Source organism: Mesorhizobium sp. 131-2-1 (assembly GCF_016756535.1).
Taxonomy (GTDB): domain Bacteria; phylum Pseudomonadota; class Alphaproteobacteria; order Rhizobiales; family Rhizobiaceae; genus Mesorhizobium.
This window is the reverse complement of the sequence record NZ_AP023247.1, coordinates 5,637,574-5,664,128: the sequence shown is the minus strand read 5'-3', so window position 1 is coordinate 5,664,128 and position 26,555 is coordinate 5,637,574. Positions and strand designations below refer to the sequence as shown.

Annotated in this window: 22 protein-coding genes and 1 pseudogene; 6 read left to right on the top strand and 17 right to left on the bottom strand. The window is 63.9% G+C overall.

The window, feature by feature from the left end; all coding sequences use genetic code 11:
* Positions 1-126: 126 nt before the first annotated feature.
* From JG743_RS34685 to JG743_RS27380, 5 genes and pseudogenes are all read left to right on the top strand, one after another.
* A pseudogene (locus tag JG743_RS34685) lies at positions 127-450 on the top strand (SDR family NAD(P)-dependent oxidoreductase); the annotation flags it as partial.
* 70 nt (positions 451-520) lie between these two features.
* Positions 521-1,327: a DUF3734 domain-containing protein gene (locus tag JG743_RS27395; protein ID WP_244672928.1), complete on the top strand. Its 807-nt coding sequence runs from the start codon at positions 521-523 to the stop codon at positions 1,325-1,327.
* A 34-nt stretch (positions 1,328-1,361) separates the two neighbouring features.
* Complete coding sequence (locus tag JG743_RS27390) at positions 1,362-2,756, top strand: NAD(P)/FAD-dependent oxidoreductase (RefSeq protein WP_244672927.1); 1,395 nt, start codon at positions 1,362-1,364, stop codon at positions 2,754-2,756.
* An 18-nt stretch (positions 2,757-2,774) separates the two neighbouring features.
* Positions 2,775-4,121 carry a dihydrolipoyl dehydrogenase family protein gene (locus JG743_RS27385; protein ID WP_202294777.1) on the top strand — a complete coding sequence of 449 codons (1,347 nt, stop codon included), beginning with the start codon at positions 2,775-2,777 and terminating at the stop codon, positions 4,119-4,121.
* Positions 4,122-4,261: 140 nt separating this feature from the next.
* Positions 4,262-4,966 carry a peroxiredoxin-like family protein gene (locus tag JG743_RS27380; protein WP_202294775.1) on the top strand — a complete coding sequence of 235 codons (705 nt, stop codon included), beginning with the start codon at positions 4,262-4,264 and terminating at the stop codon, positions 4,964-4,966.
* Here the strand turns inward: JG743_RS27380 and JG743_RS27375 are convergent.
* The 4 genes from JG743_RS27375 to oiaX all read right to left on the bottom strand — a co-directional run bounded on the left by JG743_RS27375 (position 4,950) and on the right by oiaX (position 9,975).
* Complete coding sequence (locus JG743_RS27375) at positions 4,950-5,855, bottom strand: LysR family transcriptional regulator (protein WP_202294773.1); 906 nt, start codon at positions 5,853-5,855, stop codon at positions 4,950-4,952. The two genes, JG743_RS27380 and JG743_RS27375, sit on opposite strands and share 17 nt — an antisense overlap.
* Positions 5,856-6,313: 458 nt before the next feature.
* On the bottom strand, positions 6,314-6,685 hold the full coding sequence (locus JG743_RS27370) for a helix-turn-helix transcriptional regulator (RefSeq protein ID WP_342215677.1): 372 nt from the start codon (positions 6,683-6,685) through the stop codon (positions 6,314-6,316).
* Between the two features lie 701 nt (positions 6,686-7,386).
* Positions 7,387-8,721, bottom strand: a complete 1,335-nt coding sequence (locus JG743_RS27365; protein ID WP_202294771.1) for a four-carbon acid sugar kinase family protein — start codon at positions 8,719-8,721, stop codon at positions 7,387-7,389.
* A 3-nt stretch (positions 8,722-8,724) separates the two neighbouring features.
* Positions 8,725-9,975, bottom strand: coding sequence for a 3-oxo-isoapionate-4-phosphate decarboxylase OiaX (oiaX, locus tag JG743_RS27360; protein WP_202294769.1), 1,251 nt, complete (start codon positions 9,973-9,975; stop codon positions 8,725-8,727).
* 188 nt (positions 9,976-10,163) lie between these two features.
* On the opposite strand from oiaX, the gene JG743_RS27355 reads away from it, so the two are divergent.
* The gene (locus JG743_RS27355; protein WP_202294767.1) at positions 10,164-10,877 is read left to right on the top strand and encodes a transcriptional regulator NanR; all 714 of its coding nucleotides are present in this window, start codon (positions 10,164-10,166) and stop codon (positions 10,875-10,877) included.
* 4 nt (positions 10,878-10,881) lie between these two features.
* Here the strand turns inward: JG743_RS27355 and apnL are convergent, their stop codons facing one another.
* From apnL to JG743_RS27290, 13 genes are all read right to left on the bottom strand, one after another.
* Complete coding sequence (apnL, locus tag JG743_RS27350) at positions 10,882-12,774, bottom strand: D-apionate lactonase (RefSeq protein ID WP_202294765.1); 1,893 nt, start codon at positions 12,772-12,774, stop codon at positions 10,882-10,884.
* A complete protein-coding gene (locus JG743_RS27345) occupies positions 12,771-13,805 on the bottom strand; it encodes a Gfo/Idh/MocA family protein (protein WP_202294763.1) in 1,035 nt (344 codons plus the stop codon). The genes apnL and JG743_RS27345 overlap by 4 nt, the downstream gene beginning before the upstream one ends.
* Before the next feature lie 2 nt (positions 13,806-13,807).
* The gene (locus tag JG743_RS27340) at positions 13,808-14,872 is read right to left on the bottom strand and encodes an ABC transporter permease (protein WP_202294760.1); all 1,065 of its coding nucleotides are present in this window, start codon (positions 14,870-14,872) and stop codon (positions 13,808-13,810) included.
* Positions 14,865-16,424 carry a sugar ABC transporter ATP-binding protein gene (locus JG743_RS27335; RefSeq protein WP_202294757.1) on the bottom strand — a complete coding sequence of 520 codons (1,560 nt, stop codon included), beginning with the start codon at positions 16,422-16,424 and terminating at the stop codon, positions 14,865-14,867. The genes JG743_RS27340 and JG743_RS27335 overlap by 8 nt, the downstream gene beginning before the upstream one ends.
* Positions 16,421-17,080, bottom strand: a complete 660-nt coding sequence (locus JG743_RS27330; RefSeq protein WP_202294754.1) for a DUF2291 family protein — start codon at positions 17,078-17,080, stop codon at positions 16,421-16,423. Before JG743_RS27330 ends, JG743_RS27335 begins: the two co-directional genes overlap by 4 nt.
* A gap of 78 nt (positions 17,081-17,158) precedes the next feature.
* Positions 17,159-18,100 (bottom strand): D-ribose ABC transporter substrate-binding protein, encoded by a 942-nt coding sequence (locus JG743_RS27325; protein WP_202294751.1) that lies wholly within the window; start codon positions 18,098-18,100, stop codon positions 17,159-17,161.
* A 384-nt stretch (positions 18,101-18,484) separates the two neighbouring features.
* A complete protein-coding gene (locus tag JG743_RS27320; RefSeq protein ID WP_202294748.1) occupies positions 18,485-19,312 on the bottom strand; it encodes a phosphogluconate dehydrogenase C-terminal domain-containing protein in 828 nt (275 codons plus the stop codon).
* Between the two features lie 108 nt (positions 19,313-19,420).
* Positions 19,421-20,446, bottom strand: coding sequence for an ABC transporter permease (locus tag JG743_RS27315; protein ID WP_202294745.1), 1,026 nt, complete (start codon positions 20,444-20,446; stop codon positions 19,421-19,423).
* Positions 20,443-22,926, bottom strand: a complete 2,484-nt coding sequence (locus tag JG743_RS27310) for an ATP-binding cassette domain-containing protein (RefSeq protein ID WP_202294742.1) — start codon at positions 22,924-22,926, stop codon at positions 20,443-20,445. Before JG743_RS27310 ends, JG743_RS27315 begins: the two co-directional genes overlap by 4 nt.
* Positions 22,927-23,001: 75 nt before the next feature.
* On the bottom strand, positions 23,002-24,024 hold the full coding sequence (locus tag JG743_RS27305) for an ABC transporter substrate-binding protein (protein WP_202294739.1): 1,023 nt from the start codon (positions 24,022-24,024) through the stop codon (positions 23,002-23,004).
* Between the two features lie 402 nt (positions 24,025-24,426).
* Entirely contained in the window at positions 24,427-25,209 is a 783-nt protein-coding gene (locus tag JG743_RS27300) for a hydroxymethylpyrimidine/phosphomethylpyrimidine kinase (RefSeq protein WP_202294736.1), read from the bottom strand.
* On the bottom strand, positions 25,179-25,784 hold the full coding sequence (locus JG743_RS27295) for a thiamine phosphate synthase (RefSeq protein WP_202294733.1): 606 nt from the start codon (positions 25,782-25,784) through the stop codon (positions 25,179-25,181). Before JG743_RS27295 ends, JG743_RS27300 begins: the two co-directional genes overlap by 31 nt.
* Positions 25,781-26,554: a thiazole synthase gene (locus JG743_RS27290; RefSeq protein WP_202294730.1), complete on the bottom strand. Its 774-nt coding sequence runs from the start codon at positions 26,552-26,554 to the stop codon at positions 25,781-25,783. Before JG743_RS27290 ends, JG743_RS27295 begins: the two co-directional genes overlap by 4 nt.
* Position 26,555: the final 1 nt, after the last annotated feature.

Here is a 26,555-nt window from a genome sequence, read left to right as displayed (position 1 = left end):
CCCGGGGCGCCCAAGCGGCGCGACCCGCGTTGCCGGGCGATCTTACTAGCTGCCCCAGCGTCAAACAACCCGATCCCAGAGATCCACGTCCTCGCCGCACCGGTCAGACCGTCGGCTATCGAATCCATGTCTCAACGGCATTTCCGCTGCTTCGGGCTGCTCGCCATACTTGATCAAGATTTCAGACCAGGGCGCGCAAGCCCGTTGCCCGCAGCCGTTTGCTGGTCAAATCGGCCGCGGCTCCAACAGAAGGAAACGACGATGCTCAAGGGAAAGACGGCGCTGATAACAGGCTCGACCAGCGGCATCGGCCAAGGCATTGCCGAAGCCTTCGCGGCAAAGGGCTGCAACATCGTTCTCAATGGCTTCGGCGATGCCGATGAGATCGAACGCCTGCGGGCGAAGCTGGCCGCCGACCATGGTGTGACCGTTCGTTACGACAATGCGGACATGAGCAATGGCGGCGCGATCACCGCCATGATGGACAAGGCCATCGCCGAGTTCGGGGCCGGGCACGGTGATGCGTGGCATACCGGGCTTCTTCGAACCGAACCCAAGCGCCATGTTCGGGGTCAATCGCGAAGTGGGGGTGGAGAATGCCTCCTACTACACCACCGATCCTCTCAAGCGGACGCTGGACAATCTGATCGACTTCGATTGTCTCAACCGTCGCCGCACGCGGCTGACGGTCGGCGCGGTCAACGTCAACACCAGCGAGCTCAAGTATTTCGACAGCAGCCAGATGCCGCTGTCGGTGGCGCACATCATGGCGTCGGGCGCCCTGCCGCCGGCTTTCCCGGCAGTCTGCATCGACGGCGAGCCCTATTGGGATGGCGGCATCTATTCAAACACGCCCATCGAGGTGGTGCTCGACGAGCGTCCGCGGCGCGACGCGCTGATCTTTGCCGTCAACATGTGGCAGCCGCGCGCGACGGAGCCGAAATCGATCTGGCAGGTGATGGGACGACAGAAGGATCTTCAATACGCCAGCCGCGGCCGAAGCCACGTTGCCCGCCAAGAGCAGCTGCATCGCCTGCGCCACGTCGTGCGCGAAATGGGAAAGCTGGTCCCCGAGGAACGGCGCCAGGATACGATGTTCAAGGAACTCGCATCCTATGGCTGTCCCTCTGTCATGCACCTCGTCCGGCTGCTTTCGCCGCGCCTGGATGGCGAGGACCACACCAAGGACATCGACTTCACGCGCGCCGGAATCCGAACGCGCTGGCAGGCCGGATACGAACATGGCCAGCGCGTCCTCTCGGAAAAGCCGTGGCAGTGCGAGGTCGACATGCTGCAGGGCATCGTGATCCACGAATCGCAAGAGTGACGGACCAGCGCCTCGGTAACGATGGAGAATACCGATGCAGATCATCACTTCTGGCATGCGGCTGATCCCTGAGGCGGTGCTTGCCAACAACGCTGCCCTGTTCCGCACCATTCCGGAGACGCCTTCCCATGCGAACGCGTCGCTGCATCGCGTGGTCATCGTCGGCGGCGGCGCGGGCGGACTGGAGCTGGCGACGCGTCTTGGCCGCAGGTTCGGCAAGCGGCGGCTTTCCATCACGCTGGTCGACCGCAACCGCACCCATATCTGGAAGCCGCTGCTGCATGAGGTTGCATCCGGCGCCTTGAACGCGTCGCATGACGCTGTCGAATACATCGCCCATGCCAGCCGGCACGGCTACCGATACCGCATCGGCGAGGTCGTCGGCATCGACCGTGCCAAACGGCAGATCTTTGTCGCGCCCAGCTTCGACGATGACGGCCGGCAGGTCATCCCACCGCGTGTGCTGGGCTACGACACGCTGGTCATGGCCGTCGGCAGCGTCAGCAACGATTTCGGCACGCCGGGCGCCGCGCGTCACGCCATTTCACTGGATACCGCGGAGCAGGCTGCGCGTTTCAACAAGCGCATGATAGACGCGTGCCTGCGCGCCAACGCGCAATATGAGCAGCTTTCGCCCGGTCAGCTTCATTGCGTCATCGTCGGCGCCGGGGCCACCGGCGTGGAACTTGCCGCGGAACTGCACAAGTCGATGCGGGAGATTGCATCGCACAATCTCGACAACATCGATTTCGAGAGATTGATCCGCATCACCATCGTCGAAGCCGGGCCGCAGATCCTTCCGGCCCTGCCGGAGCACATCGCACGAGCTTCGGCACGTCTGCTGGTCAAGCTCGGCGTGCAGATACGGTGCGGCATCAGGGTCAGCGAGGTGACGGAGGACGGCGTCAGGCTCGGTGATAAACTGTTCGTGCCGGCCGAACTCGTGGTCTGGGCCGCCGGGATCAAGGCGCCGGACTTCCTGAAAGGGCTAGACGGCCTCGACACCGATCGCATCAACCGGCTGATGGTGGACGAGACCTTGCGCGCTGTCGGAGACGAGAACGTGTTCGCGATTGGAGACTGCGCGAGCTGCGTCCTGCCGGGTCATGACGACACCCTGCCGCCGCGGGCCCAGACAGCCCACCAGCAGGCCGTTCATATGGTGAGGGTGGTTGGCGCGCGTCTCACGGGACAGGCCGCGCCGGCATTCCGCTACCGCGACTACGGTTCGCTGGTCTCGCTGGCCGACTACGGCGCGTTCGGCAGCCTGATCGGCGGACTGAAGATCGAAGGCCTGCTTGCAAGGCTCGTCTATCGCTCGCTCCACAAAATGCATCTCACAGCGGTGCATGGGCTTGCGAAGACCGCTTTGGCTGCGATCGGCGAGACGATAGCCAGGCGCGCCAAGCCTCGGATCAAGCTTCACTAGCACGGCGGAGGCGGGACGATGGAAAAGTATGACGTGGTCATCCTTGGCGGCGGCAATGCCGGAATGGGGGTGACGGTCGCGACGCGCTCCGCAGGTCTCTCGGTCGCCATGATCGAAGCCCGCGACCTCGGCGGCACGTGCCCCAATCGCGGCTGCACCCCAAAGAAGGTGCTCGTCGCGGCTTCCCATGCGCTGGATGAGATCGAACGGGCCGAAAAGCATGCGATCACAGTCGATGCGCCGAGGCTTGACTGGCGAGCCCTGATCGAACGGGAAAAGGACATCATCAGGGACATCCCGTCGCGGCTGTCGGAATTGATGGCCAGGCGTGGCGTCGATGTCATTTTCGGCGAGGCCGCCTTCATTGGCGGCAACGCCATTGGCGTGAACGGCCGCGAGCTTGAAGCCAGGAACATCGTCATTGCCACCGGCTCGAAGCCGCGCTCGCTGCCGATCCCCGGTGCCGAGCATCTGACGACTTCGGATGATGTTCTAAGCGACCCGGATCTGCCCGGCGCGGTCGTCTTCATTGGCGGCGGGGTTATCGCGTTCGAGCTGGGCCAGGTCTATGCGCGCGCCGGCGTCGATGTGACCATCCTGGAGGCGCTGCCGCATCTGCTGGCGGCATTCGATGCCGATGCTGTCGCTCAGACCGTTAGCGCAAGCGAACGAATAGGCATGCGTGTCCGCACCCTGGCCTGGGTCAAGAAGATCGAGCGGGTCGACGGACGGTTGCGCGTCACCTTTGTAGCGGATGGCACAGAGTGCACTGTGGACGCGGACCGGGTCGTGAATTGCGCCGGGCGCGTGGCCAATGTCGAGCGGCTCGACCTCGGCGCCGGTGTCATCGTCCATCGCGAAGGCCGCATCGAAATCGACAATCACCTGCGCTCGCGCTCGAATCCAGACGTCTATGTCTGTGGCGACGCGGTGTGGAATTCTCCGCAGCTTTCGCCGGTCGCGACCTACGAGGGCGGAATCGTTGGCCGCAACATCGTCGACGGGCCAAGACACCGGCCGGACTATAGCCAGATACCTGCGTCTGCTTACACCGTTCCGGCCCTGGCAAGTGTCGGGCTCTCCGAGGCCAAGGCGAAAGAGCAAGGCCTTGGTGTGAAGGTCCATGTCAACGACATGCGCGGCTGGCTCTCCGCGAGGACCTATGCCGAGACCGTGGCGTGGTCGAAGATCATCGTCGAGGAATCCACGGACAGGATCGTTGGCGCCCATATTGTCGGCCATGCCGGCGAAGAGCTGATCCATCTCTTTGCGCTGGCTATGAGGCACGCCATCGCGGCATCGCAGCTTGCCGACATGGTCTACGGCTTCCCGACCTTCTCTTCGGACATCAGGAACATGTTGTAACGAATTGAGGTCACGCGGCGAACAGAATACGAACCTCGGCTGCCTTGATGCTCGCAAGGCATCAAAACCATGCAGGAAAAACATGGCCGTGGCCGAGGGGCATCGATGATAGGCTGCGTCAGATCGATGAAAGTGCAGAAATGGCCGCCGACGACCAGGCAATGACATTTGAACAGTCCGTCCAGGCTGCCATTGAACTTGATGCGTCCCTGAACGAACGGCTGGCGGTGATTGCTGCGGCGGTGCGCCGCCTGGACGCGAATTTCGCCGATGCGGTGGACCGCTTGGTGGCGCGCCTGGAGAAACAGGGGGCGGGCGCGATGGCGCCGGTGCCGGGTGATGTCATGCCGGCGTTCCTGCTGCCTGACGATCAGGGCAAGCTGGTCAGTCTGGGCGATCTGCTGCTGCGAGGCCCCGCCGTCATTACCTTCCAGCGCGGGCATTGGTGCCCCTATTGCCGTCTGAACGCGATCGGCATTGTCGAAGCTCAGCAAGAGATTGCGGCCTTGGGCGCCCAGATCGTGGTGATCATGCCCGAGCGGCGCAAATTCGCGAAGGCGATGAAGACTGCCGTCGGCGCGACGTTTCCCTTCCTGACCGACATGGACAATGGCTACGCCCTGTCTCTCAATCTTGCGATCTGGGTCGGGGCGGAGATGGAGCGGCTGATGGGGCTAGGCCTCGATCTCCCCAACTATCAGGGCAACAGCAGCTGGTTCCTGCCAATCCCTGCAACCTTCATCATTGGAACCGACGGGATCATCACCGATCGCTTCGTCGATCCCGACTACCGTCGGCGGATGGACATCGACGATCTGATCGCGGCGCTCAGGCGGGCTCGCTGACGCCAAAAGATGACCAGTCGGTCGACCGCAACAGGTTGAGCAGCGTCGTGGCCACGGGTGAGCGATGTCGGCCGGCAACCGCGTAAACGGCGACGACCCGGGAGATATCGACGTCTCGCAGCTTGAGCCTGCGGATATTTGGCGTCCGTGGTGCCGTCACGGAGACGAAGCCCACCCCGGCGTTGGCCTCCAGCAGTGCCAGCAAATCGTGGTCGGTCTCGACTTCATGCGCCGTGCGAGGCGTCAGGCCTTTCTCTGACAGGCAACGCGAAAGATCCTCGCTCGTTTCCCAGTCGATCCGGCTGAGCACAGGTTCCGCGGCCAACTGGCTTAATGCGACATCGGCCTCGTTGCGGCGGGCAAGCGGATGATCGGAATTGACAACAAGCTCGATGCCTTCCTGGAAGAGTGGCCAGGTATCGAGCCGATCCCAGGCCTGCCCCAACGGACCGGCAACGGCTAGCTCAACCTCACCGTTCTTGAGAGCCTCAACGACAGCGCTCGGCGAGCCCCGGTTGATCTTGAGATGGACTCCGGGATAGGCGCGAAAAAGCTCCGTAAACGGCGATACCAGCAGCGCAATGTTGACGCTGTTGGAAATGGTGACGTTAAGAGGAGCCACGTCGCTGCTTTGCACAGCCTTGGCGAGTGATTTTGCGGAAGTGGCAGCGTCGTAGCACTGTTGCAACAGAGGCAGCATACGCCTGCCGAGTTCGGTCAGGTGAGAGTGCTGGCGCTCGCGCCGGAGAAGCTCGCCCCCCAACTCCTCTTCGAGCGTCTTGATCGCTCGAGTCAGCGCGGGTTGGGTAACGTTGCACTCTTCGGCTGCTCTGGTGAAATTAAGCGTGCTGGACAGGGCTAGGAAATAGCGGACTTGCTGCATCTCCATGAATCTTCGCCCCCTCAGCGAAATGATCTATCAGCGACTGCGCATGTTTGCAGGCTAGCGCATTGCAGCCGTTCCGGCAAAGTGTGGCAACGTCGCTAGGCGGGACGCTATGTAGCATGGCTAGTCAATGTTTGCTTAGGGCCCGATCAAGTCGATGATCGCGATGGGTTGAAAGTAGCGCTCCCGGTTCGATGTCATGCGTCAGCGCACGAACGATTTCGTTTTCGACATCATGCGTCGTCAGCGCCTTCGTGAACTCCGCGAGCATCGGATCGGTGCGACATGAGAATCCTCCTGTTGGGGTTGTTAGCGAGGAACGTCGGGTTGCCTCTCGATCCTTCCCTCAGGTGAAATGCGCGATCACTTGACCTTGAGGGAACGGAGGCGGTTCGAGCTAGGTGGCTTGTTGTCGTGATGAGTGGACCATCGCGCCCGTGCCGACGCGATGGTCCTCCGTTTCAGATCGACCTGTCGTCGGTTCGCTTAACCGGGCGACTCTTGCGCCGATGGACGTCAGGCCCCGGCGCGATCTTCGCGCGACCCTCGATGTAAGCTTGACGGCGCTGCTCCAGCCATGCTTCGACCTCTTCAAGGTCCCACACGACGCATCGCGGCGTGAGATTGAAGCGGCGAGGGAATTCGCCGCGCTTCTCCATCTCGTAAATGGTGCTTTCGGCGAGCGGAACGATAAGCCACAACTCGTGCCGCCTTATCGTTCGCGGCAGGCCTGTCAGGACGGTTGCGGGACCCGAATATCCAACTGGATCTTTGTCACCGTCATCGTGATAGGGCATCATCAGGACGCGTACGCGGCTTGGCTTCTTGGTCATGTCTATCCTCCTGTGGTTAGAGGATGTTTGATGAACCATTTGCCTGTTCGCGAGGGTGTGAAGATGCCGATGAACGGGGGCTGACGGTACTTTTGGAAGCATTCGCGCTATCTCTGTCAGATATGGACGTGCACCTCGGCGGCCGATAGTAGTCGATAGATGGGTCGCAAGAGTTGTGAGAAATTCTCCAAAGAAATCAAAAGCGTAGCTATTTGACCGCCCGCAGGTCGGTAGTATCCGAGCTCAAAAATATTTTCTTAAGTAAATTCAATGCGTTAGCAGAGCGGTGTACAATCGAGTGGGAGTAGCGGGGGCGGACGGCAATAGCGTAGTTTCGGTGGTGACTTTCGCTGTCGAAGATTGTTTTCGTGTCCGTATCTCACTTCCGCTGAACTGGCATTCTCCATCTCCGATCTGGCAAGTCCGATCTGCGCCCATATCGCCTATTAAGTAAAGACCTTCCAAAAAAGGAGAGGGCCTACAGCGTAGAGCGGCGTGCACAGAGGCGGGTCTGCATCGCACCGCATGTCCGCCATTCCAAGCGTGGCGCGGCCTTTCCGGAAGCTCTCGCTCAACCTACTCCAAAGACCTGGTCGGGGAAGGGATCTCGAGCATACATGTTTTCGCTAGGTGCTCCGGCGCAAGGTGAAGCACTAGTAGACCGCGCATGCACTTTCGCGTTTACCAACCCACTGCCGCTATCAACCGCCGAGGCCATCACGGATCGCTGAGAAATAGCGATCGGTTCCGACCTGGCCACCCTTCAGCGCGACCTCCAGCCCGTCGATCGCCGCGATGCGCGAATGGGCGACGCACAGCGGCGAGCCGGGTGACGCCGGCAGCGGCATCCTGACCGTCAGCGCATCGACGCCCATCTGCCCCAGCGCATGGCTCGATGTGTCGCCGCCGGCGATGATGACGCGCTTCAGGTCCTGCTCTTCGGTCAGTTGCCGCAGCAGCGTGCCGAGGCCGCGGCCGAGCTTGTGACGGGCGCCTTGCTGCCGATCGATCTCGGCACCGCGATCAGCGGCAGGTCCGAGTGCCGTGTAAAGGATGACGCTGCGCCCGGCTCCCAGGCTGGCGCGGCCGCTTGCTGCCGCGCGCGCGATCGCCTGTCCGGAATTTTCCGAGACCAGTTGGATGGGATCGACTTCGATGCCGTCGAAGCCGTCGGTCAGGGCATGGCGGATTTGCCGTTCCGTGGTCGGCGAGCAACTGCCCGAGACGACCGCGACGCGGCCGGCGGCGCCCGGCGCCGAAAAACGGGACTCGGCCCGAACAACGGCAGTCTCTGCCCATTCGGCGAGCAACGCGTACTCGACGCCGGACGAGCCGACGACGAAGGAACCGCCTTGCTTGCGCGTGCGCCAGATCTCCTTGCCGGCAAGCGCCTGGCTTTCCGGACTATCGACATCGATGAGTACGATGGCGGCGCCATCAGCGGCGAGGCGATCGAAGGCCGCTGAGCGGTCGGCCGAACGCAGCGTCGCCAGGTCGAGCAGTCCCGAGGCAAGCCGGGTCTGCCGCGACAGATGGATCAAAAGATCGGCCTCGTCCATCGGCGTCGCCGGATGGCGGCTCATCACCGGATGGCGGTCGATGCGGTAGTATTTGTCGCGATAGCCGGCGAACAGATGGCCGAAGGCGGTGTAGCGCTTGAGCTGCGGCGCGCCGACCACCAGCGGCACGCTGTCCTGCGCGAACACCGAACGGCCGATCTCGATCGCCCGGCCGATGCTGCCGATCGTCGGGCTGGAATCGAAGGTCGAGCAGACCTTGTAGTGGCAGATTTCGGCCCCAAGCGTCTTCAGCCAGGCGAAGGCATCCTTGAGGTGCGTATCCATCCATTGCGGCGACTCGCTACGGCTGGAGCCAGCCAGACCGACGGCGCGGCAGTGCGCGAACTGCGCCAGCTGAGCTTCTTCCGGCTGGCGCATGAACAGCACAGTCGGTATGCCACCGAGCTCAAGCGCTTCCATGACGTCGGTCGAGCCGGTGAGGTCGTCGCCATAATAGCTGAGCAGAAGGTCCTGCATGGCTCAAGCCGCCTTGCCGTCGCCGAATTTCTCGATCGAATGCGCCAGCTCCGCATGGCTCCTGGCAAAGTCCGCCAGCGGAATGCCATCGACCGCCGCCTGCCAGGCCTGCTGCACGGCGCGCACGCCGGCGCCCGGTCCGTCCGGATGGCTGACGATGCCGCCGCCGCACAGATAGAGCAGGTCGACCGTGCGGCCGGTGCGCTGATATGTTTCCGGCGCCTGGCCACCCCATTGGCCCGATCCCGCCACCGGCAGGGCGCAATCATCAGGCGAAAACAGCGGCGTCGTCACCGCCTCGAAGGAACGGACGAAGGAGTCGTCCGGCTCCCAGTATTTCGAGCCGATGCCGTTGATCTGGAACTGGTCGACGCCGAGCAGCCGCCAGAACTGCTGCCAGACCCTGAAATCCATGCCGAGCCCGGGATGGCGGGTCAGGATGTCCCAGCCATTGCGGTGGGCGTGCAGCACCAGGCTGGAGCGCTTCCTCAGGTAGGCCATGCCGCCGAAGCCGATCGAGTTGATGTTGATAACAGCGCAGTTGCCGCCGGCCTTCGCCACCAGATCGTGGTTGCGCATCATCTCGTCGGGGTCGGCATGCGAGATGCCGAAGGCATACATGACCTTCTTGCCGGTCTTCTGCTCATGATCGAGGACGAGCGGCATGATCGCCTTCACCCGCTCCGCCAACGGCGAATAGGCCGGGCTCATCAGCTTTTCATCGTCCTTGATGAAGTCGACGCCAGCCTCGATCAGCTCGCCCACCATCGCGGCCGTCTCGTGTGGTCTTAAGCCGAGCGCCGGCTTGACGATGGTGCCGATGATCGGACGCCCCTCGACGCCGGTCAGCCTGCGGCTGCCGGCGACACCAAACTGTGGGCCGGGAAGCGCGCCCCTGAATTCTTCCGGCAGCTTCATGTCGACGACGCGGATGCCGGTGAAGCCCCTGATCGAATAGGTGCCGCCGATGGTAATGGTCATCAGCGCCGCGACGTCGGTGCCGATCGCATCGAACGGGAAGCCGATGTCGACATCGGCGCGCTTGAATGGGCCAGGGCCGGCGTCGGGAATGGATGGCTGCTCCGCATCGGGTAAATGCCGGATCGCCAGCACATGGGCCGCGACGCGCGCCTTCACCTCCTCAGTCTCGCCGGGCAGCGCGACGAAGGTTCCGGTCGACTGGTCGCTGGCGATCTTGGCCGCCATCGCCTCGATGCTGCCTGACGTTTCGATGCGATAGGTGAGGATGATCATGGCCGGCCGTCTCGGGTCGAAAGGGGGTTCGAAAACAATTCCCTGTCGTTCGAAATCTGGTATAATGAGTACATAAGTATTGCAAGCAATATCCTGCCCAAAGGATACAGTCCGACCGGCGGACGGGCATTCCGGGAACCGCCGCGGCAATGCTAGATAGAGCAGGGTCAAGGGAGTGATTCGCGACGATGAACCGTTCGGAGCCGATCGTCCGGCGCAAGCTTTCCGATGAAGTCTTTGCGCGACTAAAGCGCCTGATCACCAGCGGCGAATTGCAGCCGGGCGACGACATGCCGTCGGAGCGCGAATTGATGGAGCGTTTCGAGGTCGGCCGGCCCGCAATTCGCGAGGCAATGCAGGCGCTAAGCAATATGGGCCTCGTCGCTATCTCGCATGGCGAGCGTGCCAAGGTGCTGCAACTGACCGCCAAGTCGATCATCAGGCAGGTCGATGGCGCGGCCAAGATGATCCTGTCGTCGTCGAAGGACACGCTGGAGCACCTCAAAAGCGCGCGCATCTTCTTCGAGCGCGGCATGGTCCGGGAAGCCGCCGAGAAGGCCACGGCCGAGGATGTGCAGCGGTTGCGGGCCACCATTGCAGAGCAGCGCAGCTTTCGCGGCGACTCCGAAGCCTTTATCTCCGCCGACATGAAGTTCCACACCCAGATCGCGGCGATCTCGGGCAACCCGATCTATGTCGCCGTCAGCGAGGCGATGCTCGGCTGGCTGAAGGAATACCACACCGAGATGCTGATCTGGACCGGCAAGGAAAAGTACACGCTGACCGAGCACGAGGAGATCATCGGCCGCATCGAGAAGAAGGATGCCGATGGCGCCGAGAGGGCAATGATCAAGCACCTTGAACGCTCGCGTGCCCTCTATGTGATGAATTCCGAGAAGTGACGGTTCAGCCGATCCGGGCGATCGCGTAAGGCGGCATCGCCAGCCTGCTGCCCGCATCCAGGCTGATGGCGCGCTCACTCCCATCCCGCATGATGAGCGATGCCTTGCCCAGACCGGAAATGTCGACCTGAACCTCGCCTGCTGTCAGGTTGGCCAGGCAGACGATCGTCTCGCCCATCGAGGAGCGGCCGGCGAGTGCCGCTACCCGAGTGTCATCGCTGACCGCAGTAGGGACATGCTGATGACCGACGAGGTCGCAAAGCATCTTCACGGCATGGAAAAGCGGCCGGCGCGCGCCGTCCTTGACGGGCTCGCCCAACGACGCCAGCAGTCCGAACGGTCCGACGAAACTCGACGGCGTCAGCATCTCCAGCCCGGCTGATGCCACACGCGCGGCATAGCCGATCGCCCAGGCGGCCGCGAACTGGCCGGTATGGCGCGGATCGCGATTGGCCATGGCGATGCGCTGGCCATCCGGATTGTCCTTGGTCGCACCGCCATAGGGGTTTTGGCGCATGGCAATGGTCGATGGTCCTATCCGGTACGGCTTGTCGCCGAAGATCGCCCGCGCCGATTGCGTGATGAAGGGCAGCGCCTCCAGCGACTGCATGATGCTGAGGTCGTCGGCCGCGTGCACGATCGGGCAGGTGCAATGGGTGATGAAATCGAACTGGCCTGCGGGAACGCGCTTGCGGTTGAGTTCGGTGAAATAGCTGAACATGCCGCCGCCGAGGCGGATGTCCGGGAAGGCGCGCCGCGCCGCTGCATAGACATCCTCGAGCGGCGGGCAGGGCGGCCACGCACTGCCGGGCGGCGTCGACTGCCGGTCGACCGAGGGCGAGACGGCAATGGCGTCGAGCCGCAGGCCGGCCCGGCGCACCATGCCGGCGACGCCGGAAAGCTCGGCGTCGAGATCGCCGTCGCAGGCAACCACGCATTCGAGCGTGGTGCCCGACTTGTAGGCCTGGGCGAGCCGGGCGAAGGCGCGCAGCGCCTCGAAGCCATGGCCGCGCGTCGGATCGTAATGGAACAGCAACTGGCGTGGCTCCAGCACTGTTAGTAAGGGCAAGATCGCCAGCGTTGCCTCGACATTTTCGGGGTAGATGACAACGCCGATCTCGGGCAGCGCCGCACCGGGCTCACCAAGCGCCACGCGGACCGGTTCGCAGGTAGTGGCGACTGCCGGCGCCTTGCCGTCGCCGGTGATGCGCAGCGTGATCGTCTGGCGGTTGGTTTCGCCGGCCGGCAGCTTGTAAGGCCATGGCAATGCGAGAGGCCGCACATAGGTCTTGTAGGAGGCGTCCGACCAGTTGCGCTGGTCTTCCATTTCGAAAATGTCGCCTTCCATCCGGCATTCGGCGGTCACACCCGGGCGGACCTGATGCGTGATGGCGCGAATATCATTGAACGGCTGCCAGGGATCGATCAGCAGCGGCAGCTTGGTGTCCACCACGCTGCCGTCGGTGTGCTCGACCGTCACCGGGCTGCCGGCCAGCCCGGCGATCGGATGCAGGATGCAGAAGCCGCAGCGGTTGGTCTCGAAATCGCTCTCGGGGAGCGCGTTGACGTCGAAGACCAGCTCTCCATCAGCAGAGCCCTTGATCGTGGCGCGGAAGCCGAGCCGGCTCCCGTCCGGCCCCGTGCAGTGTGCCGCATAGCTGACCGAGAAGGCGTCCGCGCGCTGGTCGATGGCAAGGTCGGTCAGTTCGGGCTCATACGTGCCCCAGTCGCGGTCGCGCACGATATAGGCGATGGCACGCAACACTTCGGTGCCGCCATGGCGGATCGTGCGCAGATTGCCGTTGACGAAATCGGCGCTGAGCGCGCCCGCACTCAGCCTGACCGGCGCGGCTTCGACCGCGTGCGTGCCATAGAGCTGGAAAGCGTCGGCGGTCATTTCAGCAAGGCATCGAGGTGGACCGGCTCGCGGCTCGCCGCGCCCGCATAGGCGGCCTCGACCAGCGCGAAGGTCTTGAGATTGTCGGCGCCGGAGGTCGCAGGTTCTTTTCCTGTCGCCAGGCAGTCGACCCAGTGCTGCTGGATCGCGACGACGCTTTCCTGGATGTTGTGCCAGGGACGCGATGCCCAGGAGAGCAGCGGCGGCGAGACGTCGCTCACCACCGTTCCGCTCTTGCCCGTAACAGTAAGCTTGTAGCCCTGCGCCAGGCGGATCGTGCCGTCGCTGCCGTCGATCTCGATCAGCGTCTCCGGAAACGGCTCGACAGCAAGTTTCGTCGCATAGCTACAATCGACCACGGATGTGGCGCCACTCGCATGATCCATCAGCATGGTCGCGACATCCTCGCCGGCAATGGCGGGATTGACGCGCGTGGTCCGCGTCGTGATCGTCGAGACGTCGCCGAGCAGGAAGCGCGCGATGTCGAGAATGTGGATGCCGAGATCCTCGATGATGAAGCGCTTGCCGGTCGCCAGATAGGGCTGGCCGGAAAACACGTCATAGGCGGAGCGGAACGAGATGCGGCCGAAGAACGGCGTACCGATCTCGCCGCTGTCGAGCACGGCGCGCACCGCCTGGATCGGCGACTGCCAGCGGAAATTCTCGTGCACCATCAGCGGCACGTCGGCGTCCGCGCAAGCCTTCACCATCGCCTTGGCATCGGCAAGCGTCGGCGCGAACGGCTTCTGGCAGATCGCCGGTACGCGTTGCGCGGCCGCCATCTCGACCAGCGCCCGATGGCTGGGCGCGGTGGTGGCAATGTCGACAAAGTCGAGCGTCTCGTTCGCAAACATGGCGGCCGCGTCGCTATAGCGCCTCGCGATGCCGAACTGGTCGCCGACGATCCTGAGCCGTTCCGCATCGCGGTCGCAGATGGCGACGATCGAGGCGCCTTCGATGTCGCGCCAGCCATGCATCTGGTTGACGGCAAAGAAGCCGCAGCCGATCAGCGCTCCCCGCAACCCCGCCATGCTCAGCCCACCTTTGCCATCTGCATCAGTGTAACGCGGCTTTGCAGTCGGCGCTGCGCCTGGTCGACGACGACGGCGACGATTATGACGAGGCCCTTGATCACCATCTGCCAGAACGAGCTCACCCCCATCATCACCAGTCCGTCGGAGAGGATACCGATGACGAAGGCGCCGACGATGGTGCCGCCGATCGCGCCGCGCCCGCCCGACATCGAGGTGCCGCCAAGCACCGCGGCCGCGATGGCGTTGAGCTCGAAGCTCTCGCCCGTCGCCGGATGCGAGGCCATCAGCTCGGACGAGATGATCAGGCCGACGATCGCCGCGCAGAAGCCGGAGAACATGTAGACGAACATCTTGACCATGTTGACCCGCACGCCCGAAATGCGCGCCGCCCGCTCGTTGCCGCCGACAGCAAAGATATGGCGGCCGAGCGGCGTGTATTTCGCGAGATAGGCCGCGCCCAGCGCGACGACGATCAGGATCCAGATCGACACCGGCAGGCCGAGCAGCTTGCCGGCGCCGAGATAGCCGAAGCCGGTGGTGCCGAGTTCCGGCTTGCCGACGAGATTGGGGAAAGTGCGGCCATCGGACGACAAGAGCGCCAGGCCGCGCGAGACATAGAGCACGCCGAGCGTGGCGATGAACGGCGCGACGTTGAGCCTGGTGATCAGCAGCCCGTTGACGGCGCCGATCGCTATGCCGACGGCCAGCGTGATCAGCGCGATCTCGACGACGTTGAAATAGATCGTGTAGCCGATCTGCAGGTCGATGCCGTTCAGCACCAGATAGCCGGCAACCATGCCGCACAAGCCGACGATGGAACCGACCGACAGGTCGATGCCGCCGGTGATGATGACGAAGGTCATGCCCATGGCCAGGAAGGCGTTCAGCGCCACGTGCTTGGCCATTAGGATAAGGTTTGCCGCCGACAGGAAATTGGGCGCGGCGATCGAGAAAAACACCAACACCGCGATCAGCGCGATGAAGGTCCTGAGCTTCATCAATGTAAGAAGCAGCGAACCGCTGGAAGCGGTGGGGGCAGCCGCCTTGGCCGGAATGTCAGTCATGGGCGTTTGTCTCCGTTGGCCGCCCTGCGGGTCCGTGGCCAAGCGCCGATGCGGCGACGATCGCCGCTTCCGTTGCCTCGGCGCGATCGAACATGCCGGTCAGTTTTCCATTGCTCATCACCGCGATGCGGTCGGACAGAGCCATTACCTCATCGAGATCCGAAGTGGCGAACAGGATGCCGAGCCCGTCGCGCGACAGTTTACGCATAGTGCGGAAAACGTCGGCCTTGGCGCCGACATCTATCCCGCGGCTGGGCTCGTCCATCAGCAGCACCTTCGGACCGGTGAGCAGCGCCTTGCCGATCACCACCTTCTGCTGGTTGCCGCCGGACAGCGACGAGACCTCCTGCGCCGGGTCGGCGACCTTGATCGCCAGCTCCCGCACCATGCCGGCCACCGCCTGTCTTTCCTCGGCGCCGCGGATGTGGAACAGGCGGGCAAAGCGCGACAGGCTGGCCAGCGTCAGATTGCTGGCGACGGACAGGATCGACACCAGCCCTTCGCGCTGGCGGTCTTCGGGGATCAGCGCGAGGCCACGGCGGATGCGCCGCGTCGTGTCGCGTTCCCTTACCTTTTTGCCATCGATGAAGATCGAACCCGTGGCATGGCCGTGGCGGCCCATGATGCAGTCGAACAGTTCGCTGCGCCCGGCGCCCATCAGGCCGTAGATGCCCAAGATCTCGCCGGCGCGGAGCGACAGCGAGACATGGTCGACCGCAAGCCCGCCGGTCGCGCGCGGCAGGCAGATTTCTTCGGCGCGGAAGATCTCCTCGCCGGGAGCGTGGCCGTCGGCCTTGGCGAAATCCTTGGCATCGGAGCCGATCATCTGCCGCACGATCCACTGCGTGTCGACTTGTCTCATGTCCTCCTGGCCGGTGATGCGGCCGTCGCGCAGCACGGTGATGTAGTCGCCGATGCGGATCAGCTCTTCCAGCCGGTGCGAGATGTAGACGATGGCGACGCCGCGCGCCTTGAGATCGGCGATGACCTTGAACAGGATCTCGACTTCCGCCGCACTCAGCGCCGAGGTCGGCTCGTCCATGATCAGGATGCGCGCGTCGAGGGAGACCGCCTTGGCGATCTCGACCAGCTGCTGCTGGCCGATGCGCAGATCCTCGACGAGCATGTCCGGGCGGATGCCGGCCTGCAGCCTTTCGAGGAATTCGGCCGCGCGGCGTTCCTGCTCCTTGCGGTCGATCTTGCGGAACCGGTTGGTGATCTCGCGGGTGGCGAAGATGTTTTCCGCCACCGTCATGTTGCCGAACAGGTTGAGCTCCTGGAACACCATGCCGATGCCGCGGTTCACCGCATCGCCGGATGAGGCGAACGACACGTCTTCACCCTCGAGCAGGATGCGTCCGGCGGTCGGCTGCTCGACGCCTGCGATGATCTTCATCAGCGTCGACTTGCCCGCGCCGTTCTCGCCTACCAGAACGTTGACCGCGCCCCTGCGCACCTCGAAATTGGCGCGCTTGACCGCGACCGTGCCGGAATAGACCTTGGAGACATCCTCCAGCTTCAGGATGACGTCGCGCTCGGCTTCCGCGCTCATGGCTTCGGCCCGATCTCGGCCTCCGCCGGCGTCACCAGCGGCAGGTCTTGGCCGCTGCCCAGCGTATAGGCGCCGAGCACCTTGGCGCTGCGGCCCTCGAGCGCCTCGCGCGGCAGCTTGGACAGCGCCGTCTTGTCGGCATAAATGTTGAATGCCTTGCCGAACTGGGCGAAGTCGATCTGGTTGGTAAAGTCGTTGAACTGGATGAAGTCGAGGCTGTCGCGCAGCGCGGTGCCGCGCACCGCCGGTCCGATCTGCACCCGCGCATCGGCCTTGCCGTCGCCGTCGACATCGACATCGATGGTCGCCGCGCGCGACTGGGTGTTGGCGGCGACGATCTTGCCCTCCAGCCGCACCGCGAAGGTCCAGGGCGAATTCGCCTGCTTGTTCGGATTGCCGTATTTGGCGCCGGCGGCAGCCGGATCGGTGGTGGCCAAGGCGTGCACTTCCGGGAACGGTCCGCCCTTCTGCTGCAGATAGGGGATTATCTTCGGCGCCCAGATGTCCTCGATCATCTTGTCGGGATTGAAGGCCGGCGCGTTGCCGCCGCCCTGCATCGACGGTGTCGGCAGGATCTTGCAGGCGGTGAGCCCGAGGCCGGCCATTCCGGCAAGAATTGGCACGGCGAAGCTCAACCAGGTCAGCTTGTTCGGCATGGCGGTCAGGAAGCACCCACGGAAATTGGGCAAGGGACGAACCGGAGGTCCGTCCCTTGCGATTGATGTGATGCCGGCTCAGTTGGTGAGCGCGAAAGTCTCCAGCTGCTTGGCATTGTCGCCATTGACCAGCACGCAGTCCATCAGCTGCTTTTCCTGGGCGGGAGACTTCTTGTTCTTGATGAAGTCGTCGGCTTGCACGACAGCCATCTGCGCCTGCGCGAAGGCCGGCTGCAGGACGGTCGCCTTGATGCCGCCGGAGGTGATGGAGTCGCGCACGTCGTTCGAGCCGTCGAAGCCGACGACAATGACATCCTTGCGGCCGGCGGCGGCGAGTGCTGCATAGGCGCCCATCGCCATCGTGTCGTTGCCGGAGATCACGCCCTTGATGTCCGGGTTGGCCTGCAGGATCGATTCCATCTTGGAATAGGCTTCCGTTTGGCTCCAGTTGGCGGACTGCTGGGCGACCATCTTGAGGTCCGGATAGTCGTCGATGACGTCGTGATAGCCCTTCGAGCGGATGCCGGCATTGGTGTCGGATTCCTTGCCGACCAGCTCGACGAAATTGCCCTTCTCGCCCATCAGCTTGACGAACTCCTGCGCGCCGAGCTGGGCGCCCTGGTAGTTGTTGGAGACGATCTGCGCCACGGCGACGCCGGTGGCGTTGATCTCGCGATCGATCAGGAAGGAGGGGATGCCGGCGTCCTTGGCTTTCTGCACGGCAGCGACCGTGGCGTCAGCGCCGGCATTGTCGAGGATGATCGCCTTCGCGCCGCGGCCGATCGCCGTGTCGATCAGCTCGGACTGCTTGTTGGCGTCGTCATCATGGACCAGCACCAGCGCCTCGTAGCCGAGTTCCTTGGCCTTGGCTTCGGCGCCGACGGCTTCCGCCTTGAAGAACGGATTGTCGTGCGAGGGCGTGATGATGGCGATCAGGTCCGCCGCATAGGCAGGCATCGCCGTTCCGAGCGCCAGCACGCCGGCGAAAGCTGCAAGGGTCATTCTGCGAGTGAGTTTCATGAAGTCCTCCCGTTGAAAAAACTTTTGCCCTGGCAAATCGGGGCCTCTGTCTGCGTCTGAATTGGTCAGGCGGCGGATCGCGTCGGAATCAAGCCGCGTGCCGGCTCCTCCCGAGCAGATCGTCACTCCCCCCGTCCTCCACTCGTTCAGGCTTCGACTCCCGCGAAACCTGATTATCCGAGCTCGAGAACAGCTTAGCCAACTGGTATAATGAGTCAACCACTATTTCAGGTGATATGTATCTGATGTGCGATTCACGCCTTTCCTTCTCCCCTGTGGGAGAAGGTGTATCGGCGCGCAGCGCCGAGACGGTTGAGGGGTGCGCGAAGGATCGCCGTCGCCGGCAGACTGGAGCATCTCCACAAGGGGAGAAGGAGGAGCGCCTCAGGTAATGCGCTGGATGCTCGCAGCGATCTCTTCCGGTTCGAAGACACGCTTCCAGTCGTCGCGCATCAGCACCGGCTTGCCGAATTCGATCGCCTTGTTGCAGGCGTCGGAGAACACGCCCTTGGTTTCGCCGAAGATGACGGCGCCGAGCACGTTCATGTGGCCGAGCAGGAAGTCGAGTGCGGCCTGCCGTTCGACGCCGCGCGCCACGACTTCGTCCATCGCCTCTTTCATCACGACCAGCAGCGAAGCGCACACCGTCTCGGAAAGGCCGGGTTCCAGCAGCGCCATCTGCTCGACGGTGACACGATGCGAGCGCATCACTGGCGCCCAGATGATCCGGGCGATCGCCTCGCCCTTGGCGTAGTCCGCCTCCGGCCCCTGCATCAGGGCGCTGACGAAATGCTGCTTGGCCTTGACGCCGCCGAAGAAGTCCTTCTTGGCCGCCATGTCGGTCTCGTCGTTGAAGATCGGCGGGTGACAGGGATGGGTAACGAAATAGGTGAGGTCGGGACGGTTGGGCAGGTGGCCGGCGAAGGGCGCCGCCGCATCGAGCACCACCACCATCGTGCCCGCCGCCAGCTTGCTCTCGATGCTTGCCGCGACCTTGCCGATATGGGTGTCCGGAACGGCCAGGATCACCACATCAGCGCCCTTGAGCGCCTCGTCGGCGCTGACCGCATCGAAGCCAAGTCCGGTCTTCAGCCGCTCGCGGCCGGCCTCGCTCACCTCGACATGGCGGATCGTATAGTCCGATCCGCGAAAATTGGTCGACAGGCGGTAGCCCATCTTCCCGCCGGCTCCGAACAGCGCAATCGTTGTCATCTATGCTTGCTCCCGATTTCCAACGATGGCCGCGCCGATCGTCACGTTATCAACTGGTATAATCACCCTACCACAACTTGGTGGTTTGACCAGAGCCTAATTCCCGTTTCAAGCCGACCGGTCGCCGGCCTGCGCAGCGGGATTGGCATCGCCGGCTGCCGGCTCAGTCGGCGCTCGCCGCGTCAAGGCCTGGCGTCCGGCCAGCGCCAGCACGAAGATGACGACGATGCCCTGGACGATGTCCTGGACGCCGGGCGGCAGGCCGATGATCTGCATGGTGGTGACGATGAGGATCAGAAGGATGCTGGCGAACAGGGTACCCAGCGCGGTTGCCGAGCCGCCGAAGATCAGCGTTCCGCCGAGCACCACGGCGGCGATCGACTGCAACAGATAGGGCTGGCCCATCTCGAGGAAGGCGCCGCCAATATAGGCGCCGAGCAGCAGGCCGTTGAGCGAGGCCAGCACCGAGGAGATGATGAAGGCCGACGCGATCACCCTTCCGTTCCTGATGGCGGCGAGCCGCGCCGCGGCGCGGTTCTGGCCGACCGCCGACAGAAGCTGCCCGAACACGGTGTAGCGCAGCACGAACGAAGTCGCCGCCACCCCGACAATGGCGATGATGGCCATGATCGGCATGCCCCAGACACGTCCGCTCGCCAACGTCTTCAGGGTAGGGCTGACGGCAAAACCCGGTATCGCCCGGTTGGACAGCAGCGTCGCCGTTGCCAGCACATAGCCGGTCGCCAGCGTCGCGATGATAGCCGGAATGCCGAGCCCGACCACCAGCAGCGAGTTCAGCACGCCGACGGCGAGGCCGAGCAGGATGGCCGCGGCGACACCTATCGCGAGATTGGCATCCTGCCCCTTGATGGTCAGCAGCGCGACGAAGGCGCTGAGCGTGATCACCGAGGCGACCGAGAGATCGATATTGCCGCGCCCCGTCGTCACCACGAACATCTGGCCGATGCCGACCACCGTCAGGAACGATGCCGACAGCATGATGCCGGACAGGCTGGAGAGGCTGAAGCGGTTGGTGACGACCGAAAGCACCAGCCACAGAAGCAGCACGCCGATCGCCGCCCAGATCCAGCGGTTCCTCTGCGCCCAGATACTGAAGGCGGTTAGAGCGTTCATTGTTCGCTCCCGCGGTCGGTGGTCAGGCTGCGCAGCGTGAGCAGCGCGATCAGGATCAGCCCTTGCGTGGCTGCGTTGTAGTCGCTGCTGACGCTCAGCGTGCCGAGCAACGCGCCGATCAGCGAGAGCGTCACCGCGCCGGCGATGGCGCCGACCGGCGAGATGATGCCGCCGAGCAGCGAGCAGCCGCCCATGACCACGGCAGCGACGCTGAGCAGCGTGAAGGAATTGCCGGAATTGATGTCGCTTGCCGTGTTGATCGCCGTCAGCGACAGGCCGGCCGCGCCCGCGAACAGCCCGGCGATGAGATAGCGCACCAGCGCATAGCGCGTCGGCGACCAGCCCGAGCGGATCATCGCCGTCGGGTTGTTGCCGAAGCCGCGCAGCACCACGCCGAGCGGCAGCCGGTCGATGACCAACGCGATCAGCGCGACGGCCGCGATGAGGATGATCGAGGTCGGCATGAAGCCGACCGACCAGCCGAACAGCGTCGTCAGCCAGTCGGGACTGGCGCCGCCGGGCGTCGGCTGCAGCGCATAGCCGATCCCCACCCAGATGAAGGAGGCGCCGAGCGTGACGACGATGGCGGGGATCTTGCGCGCCTGGATCAGGCCGCCGAGCCCTGCATAGGCGGCGAGCGCCGCCACCAGCGCCAGCGCGCCGAGCCATGGCTGGTCGTAGAGCAGCGTGGCGCTGAGCACGCTGACCAGGCCGGCGAAGGCGCCGACGCCGAGGTCGATCTCGCTGCCGCCGACGATGAACATCTGAGCCGCCGTCACCAGCACCAGCGACAGCGCCGGCATTAGCAGCAGGTCGAGGCCGAAGATCGAGGCGACGGCCGGATTGGCCGAGATCATGATGCCCAGCACCGCGGCAAGGCCGATGAAGGGCGCCGCATTCACCAGCCGCCGGGCAAGTCCGGCAGCTGTCGCCGCCTTTGGCCCGGCGTCGGCGAGCTTGTCCGTCGGCTGGGTGAAGGAGGCGCCGACGATCGCCGATTCCGTGATCGCCTCGCCGGCCAGTTCCCGCACGACGCGTCCGCCGGCAAACACCAGCACGCGGTCGCAGGCGAGCAGTTCGGCGTCCTCGGTCGTGTGCCAGACCAGTGTGCGGCCGCCACGCGCGATCTCGTTACAGAGCCGGTAGAAATCCTGCTTGGTGGCGATGTCGACGCCGCGCGTCGGATCATCGAGCAGGATGATCGGCGCATCGGTGACCAGCGCGCGGGCGACCAGCGCCTTCTGCTGGTTGCCGCCGCTGAGCTCGGTGATGTCGGACTGGAAGCGCTTGTCGTCGAGCCGCAACTTGCCGGCGGCGCCGCTTGCCGTGTCGCGGTTGGCGCGCTCCGAAACCAGGCCCAGCGCCGGGCGGCGGGCAAGCGCGCCGATGCTGATGTTGGAAAGCACGCTCCACAGCGGGAAGATGCCTTCCTTCTGCCGGTCGCCGGCAATGAAGCTCGCCTCCGCGCGCCTGGAGACCGCGGCATCCTGCCTGCGGCCGGTGCCGAAGATCGCGTGCAGCAATTCCTTCTGGCCGCTGCCCTCGAGGCCGGCCAGGCCGACGATCTCGCCGCGCACGATGTCGATGTCGTGGCCGAGTTCCTGCGTCAGTGGGCCGGAGAGCCGCACCAGCACATCCTTTGAGGATGCGGCGGAGACGCAATGCTGGTGGACCGGATTGGCATCGCCACCCATCAGTTGCACCAGCCTGGCGATCGAAGCGTCGGCGACCTTGCCCTGCCAAGCGGTGCGGCCGTTGCGCAGCACCACGACCTCCGTGGCGATGTCGATGATTTCCTGCAGCTTGTGGCTGATGAAGATGAAGGCGAGCCCGGCCTTGGCCCGCTCGCGAACGAAGGCGCGCAACTGCTTCGAGCGGTCGAGGTCGAGCGAGGAGGTCGGCTCGTCGAGCACGATCAGCTTGACGCCGGGCGTCGCCGCGGCCCGCGCGATCTCGACCATCTGCCGCTCGGCGATGGAGAGGTGGCCGACCTCGGCGTCGGCATCGATGTCGTTGCCGGGAAAGACGGCGTCGAGCGCCGCGCGGGCGCGGGTCCGGTAGAGCGCCCGCCAGCCGGGCCGGCTTGCCGCCTCGCCCGGTGTTTCGAGGAAGAAATTCTCGGCGACCGAAAGGTTGGCGCAGAGCGACAGCTCCTGGTGCACCATACGGATGCCGCGCCGCTGCGCCTCGTTGGTGTCGTAGCCGGTGAAATCCTGCCCCTCGTCGGCGAACGAGATTGACCCAAGCGTCGGCCACATCGCGCCGCACAGGATGCGCATCAGCGTGGATTTGCCGGCGCCGTTGCCGCCGACCAACCCAATCACGTCACCGGCGCTGACTGTAAGATCGATGCCCGCATTGGCAAGCGTCGGCCCGAAACTCTTGGTGATCCGGCTGAGCGAGACAACGCTCGGCCGGGCACGAGCGGCAGGCGCCGTGGAGTAGGCACCATCCTGATCGGCAACGGCAAGCTGGGACATTCGTCCTCCGTTTTCTTCGACAGCAAGGTCGGGCGCAGTCTTTCAACAGCGCCCGATCCAAGCCGGTTGGTCGCGTTACTTGCTGAGCAGGTTCTGCTTCACCCAGTCCAGGGAATAGCTCGGGCTGATGATCTGGCCGCCCGGCAGCTTCGCATATTCCTTGAGGTTGCTTGCGTCGACCGTCGCCACCGGCATGATCATTAGCTTCGGTGCTTTGGCGCCCTTGAGCAGCGACAGGCCGAGCCAGAAGGCAGCGCCGCCGATGCCGGGCGTGGTGTTCATCGACACCGTCTGGTAGCCATTCTTGGCATTCTCCTCGGCCCACCATTTTACGAAGTCGGTGCCGCCGCCACCTTCGATGACCGGCATCTTGCCGGCGTAGTCGCCGCCATACTGGACGAAGGCCTGCGCGATACCGACATCGTCGCTGCCGCCCTGACCGAGCACCGCATCGACATGGGGCAGCGAGGGCAGGACGTTGGCGATCGCCGCCTGCGCCACCGACGCCGTCGCCTGGCCATAGACTGTCGCGACCACCTTGATGTCCGGATACTTGGCCAGGACCGACTGCTGCGCGTTGAACATGTCGTTGTCGGGCGCCGAGCCCTTGACGCCGCGCACCTGGATGACGTTGCCCTTGCCGCCGAGCATCTTGAACACGGCCTCGGCCTGGGTTGCCTTGTAGCCCTTGAAGTCGAAATTCAGCTGGTAGTTGCAGGGCGCCGAGGCGACCGAATCGAAGGAGATGACGATGATGCCGGCCTTGCAGGCCTTCTCGATGATGCCGTTGACCGCGGTTTCCGAGGCTGCATCGACGGCGAGCACGTCGACCTTCTTCAGGATCAGCTCGGCGATCTGGCTGTTCTGCTGCGCGACGGAACCATCGCCGTTCATGACGATGTAGTCGGCGATCTGCCCGGCGGCCTTGGCTTCCTTGGCCGAGGCCTCGAACGCTTCCACCATCTGGTGGCGCCACGTGTTGCCGTAATAGGCATTGGTCAGCGCGATGACTGGCTTGTCCGACGATGCCATTGCCGGCAGCACGCACACACTCGCCAGCGCGGCGCTGGCAAGCGCCGCCACGATTGAAAGTTTCATTGTATCTCCTCCCATAAAGACCATAGGACGCAGCGTATCTGCTGAGGATCACGCTATGTCAGGTACACATTATACCAGCATACCAAATAGGCAATGGCCTTTGCTATCCCTGCGAGGCTGCGCTGCCATAGCCGCGAGGCGCCTGTTGAGTGTGTGTGTCGGAAGTATGCACTTATCTGGAGCCGCGACGGTACTTTCGAGACCTGCCGTGGCGCGCCGTCGAGCGCCACAGAATGCAAAACCCGGCCGAATGGTCCCAATAGTTGTTGAAACCTCAAAATATTTCTTGCGGCGATTTTCCATTTAAAATCAAAGGCGTAACTTTTTGACGGCCTCGATGTCGGAATTTACTAGATGCAGAGTGACAGCCGTTCAAAGGCCGAGGCGTCGAAAGACAGCGCCTCATTCGGCTGCATGCTTCTGCAGTCTCTCGAATACAAAAAGCTTGCCTTTACGCGCGCTGTGTTCAAGCGGGTACGCCTTCGCCAGGTGCGCCGCAATGGCGCTAGCCAGCATGCAGCCTGTCCCACGCATCGATGCTGAAAGGCGCGGTGTGTCGAAGCGGACTGGCGGTCGATTGCGGCACAGCAGAATATCGGTCGATCGGGATCCCGATGCATGACCGCCCTTGATCAGCACGGCCTGCGCACCCGCGCCCAGCAATTCCTGGCCCTGCCTGACGGCGCCGCCCTCGTCGGCAGCGCGCTCTGCGCCCACAAGCAGCGCCAGTTCGATGAGGTTGGGAGTGATCAGGCGGCAAAGCGGCATCAGGTCGCGCTTCATGATGGCGATGGCGCCGCCTTCCAGCAGCGCCCTGCCTGATGTTGAAGCCAGCACCGGATCGAGTATTGCCGGCACGTGCGGATTTTCGCGCAGCACGGCCGCAACGGCAAAGACGGTCTCCGCCGTCGCCAACATGCCGATCTTGATAGCAGCCACCTCGTTGGCCTGCAGAGCAGCGCGCATCTGATCGGCCACCAGGCTTGACGGCGAATGATGGATTTCCGTCACACTGTCGTGCGTCTGCACCGTCAGCGCGGTGACCGCCAGGCAACTGCGCACGCCAATGGACGAGATCGTCTCGATGTCGCGGGCAATTCCGGCGCCGCCGCTGGAGTCCGAACCGCCGACGACAAGTACATGTGGTTCCTGACTCAGCGCCGTCGCTCCGTCTTTTCGATCCATTCTCGCGTGCGCGCCTCGGGGTCGTCGTTCAACGTGATGTCGGTGACCACTGCGGCGCTGTCCGCGCCAGCCGCGAAGACACCGTCGAGCCGGTCGGGGTTGAGGCCGCCAATAGCGACCAAGGGGATCGGCGCGACCCGGCGCTTCCATTCGCTGATCCGCTCAACCCCTTGCGGCGCCCATTTCATCTTCTTCAGCATGGTGGGATAGACCGGGCCGAGGGCGATGTAGTCAGGCTTGGCGGCCAGGGCGGTTTCCAGTTCGAAATGATCATGCGTGCTGAGGCCGAGCCTCACGCCGGCGGCCCGTATCGGTGCGAGGTCGGCGGTCTGCAGATCCTCCTGGCCGAGATGAACGAAGTCGCAGCCCTCTTCGATTGCCAGGCGCCAGTGGTCGTTGACGATGAGTTGGCATTGATGCTCGGCGCATAAGGCCTTCGCCTTCCGGATTTCGGTGCGCAACCCGGTCTCGTCCATGGCCTTGATGCGCAACTGAACCAGCTTGACGCCGAGAGGCACCAGCCGTTCGATCCAGGTGGCGCTGTCGACGATCAGGTAAAAGGGGTCGAGCTTCATGAGAAGACCGCTCTGCCGAATGTCGGCGTTGACGGCACGGCGACTTCGCGCGGTTCGAGCATTCCCGAGCGGAAGGCTTCGCGGCCAGCTTCGACCGCCTTGCCGAATGCGCGCGCCATGCCGACCGGATCGCCCGCCTTGGCGACTGCCGTGTTCAGGAGCACGGCATCGAAGCCGAGCTCCATGACGGTTGCCGCGTGCGACGGCCGCCCGAGGCCTGCATCGACAATCAACGGGACGTGCGGGAAATGTGCGCGCATCGAGCGCAGCGCCGTTATGTTGATCGGCCCAAGCGCCGAACCGATCGGCGCGCACCACGGCATCAGGACCTTGCAGCCGGCCTCCAGCAGCCGCTCGGCAACGACGAGGTCGTCGGTGGTGTACGGAAATACCGAAAAGCCGTCCTCGCACAAGATGCGGGCGGCTTCGACAAGGCCGAACACGTCCGGCTGTAGTGTGTCGTGGTTGCCGATCACTTCGAGCTTGATCCAACTCGTCTCGAACACTTCGCGCGCCATCTTTGCGGTCGTGACTGCTTCCTTGATGGAGTGGCAGCCAGCAGTGTTGGGCAGGATTTTCGTGCTGAGCGATCGGATCAGCGACCAGAATTTTTCGCCGGCCCTGCCGCCCGCCATCTCACGTCGCAAGGAGACGGTCACCACGGAGGTGCCCGACTCCGTGACCGCATCAGCAAGGATGGCCGGCGAAGGATATTGCGCCGTGCCGAGAAGCAGCCGAGAGGGAAGTGGCGTCCCGAAAAGCTCGAACATG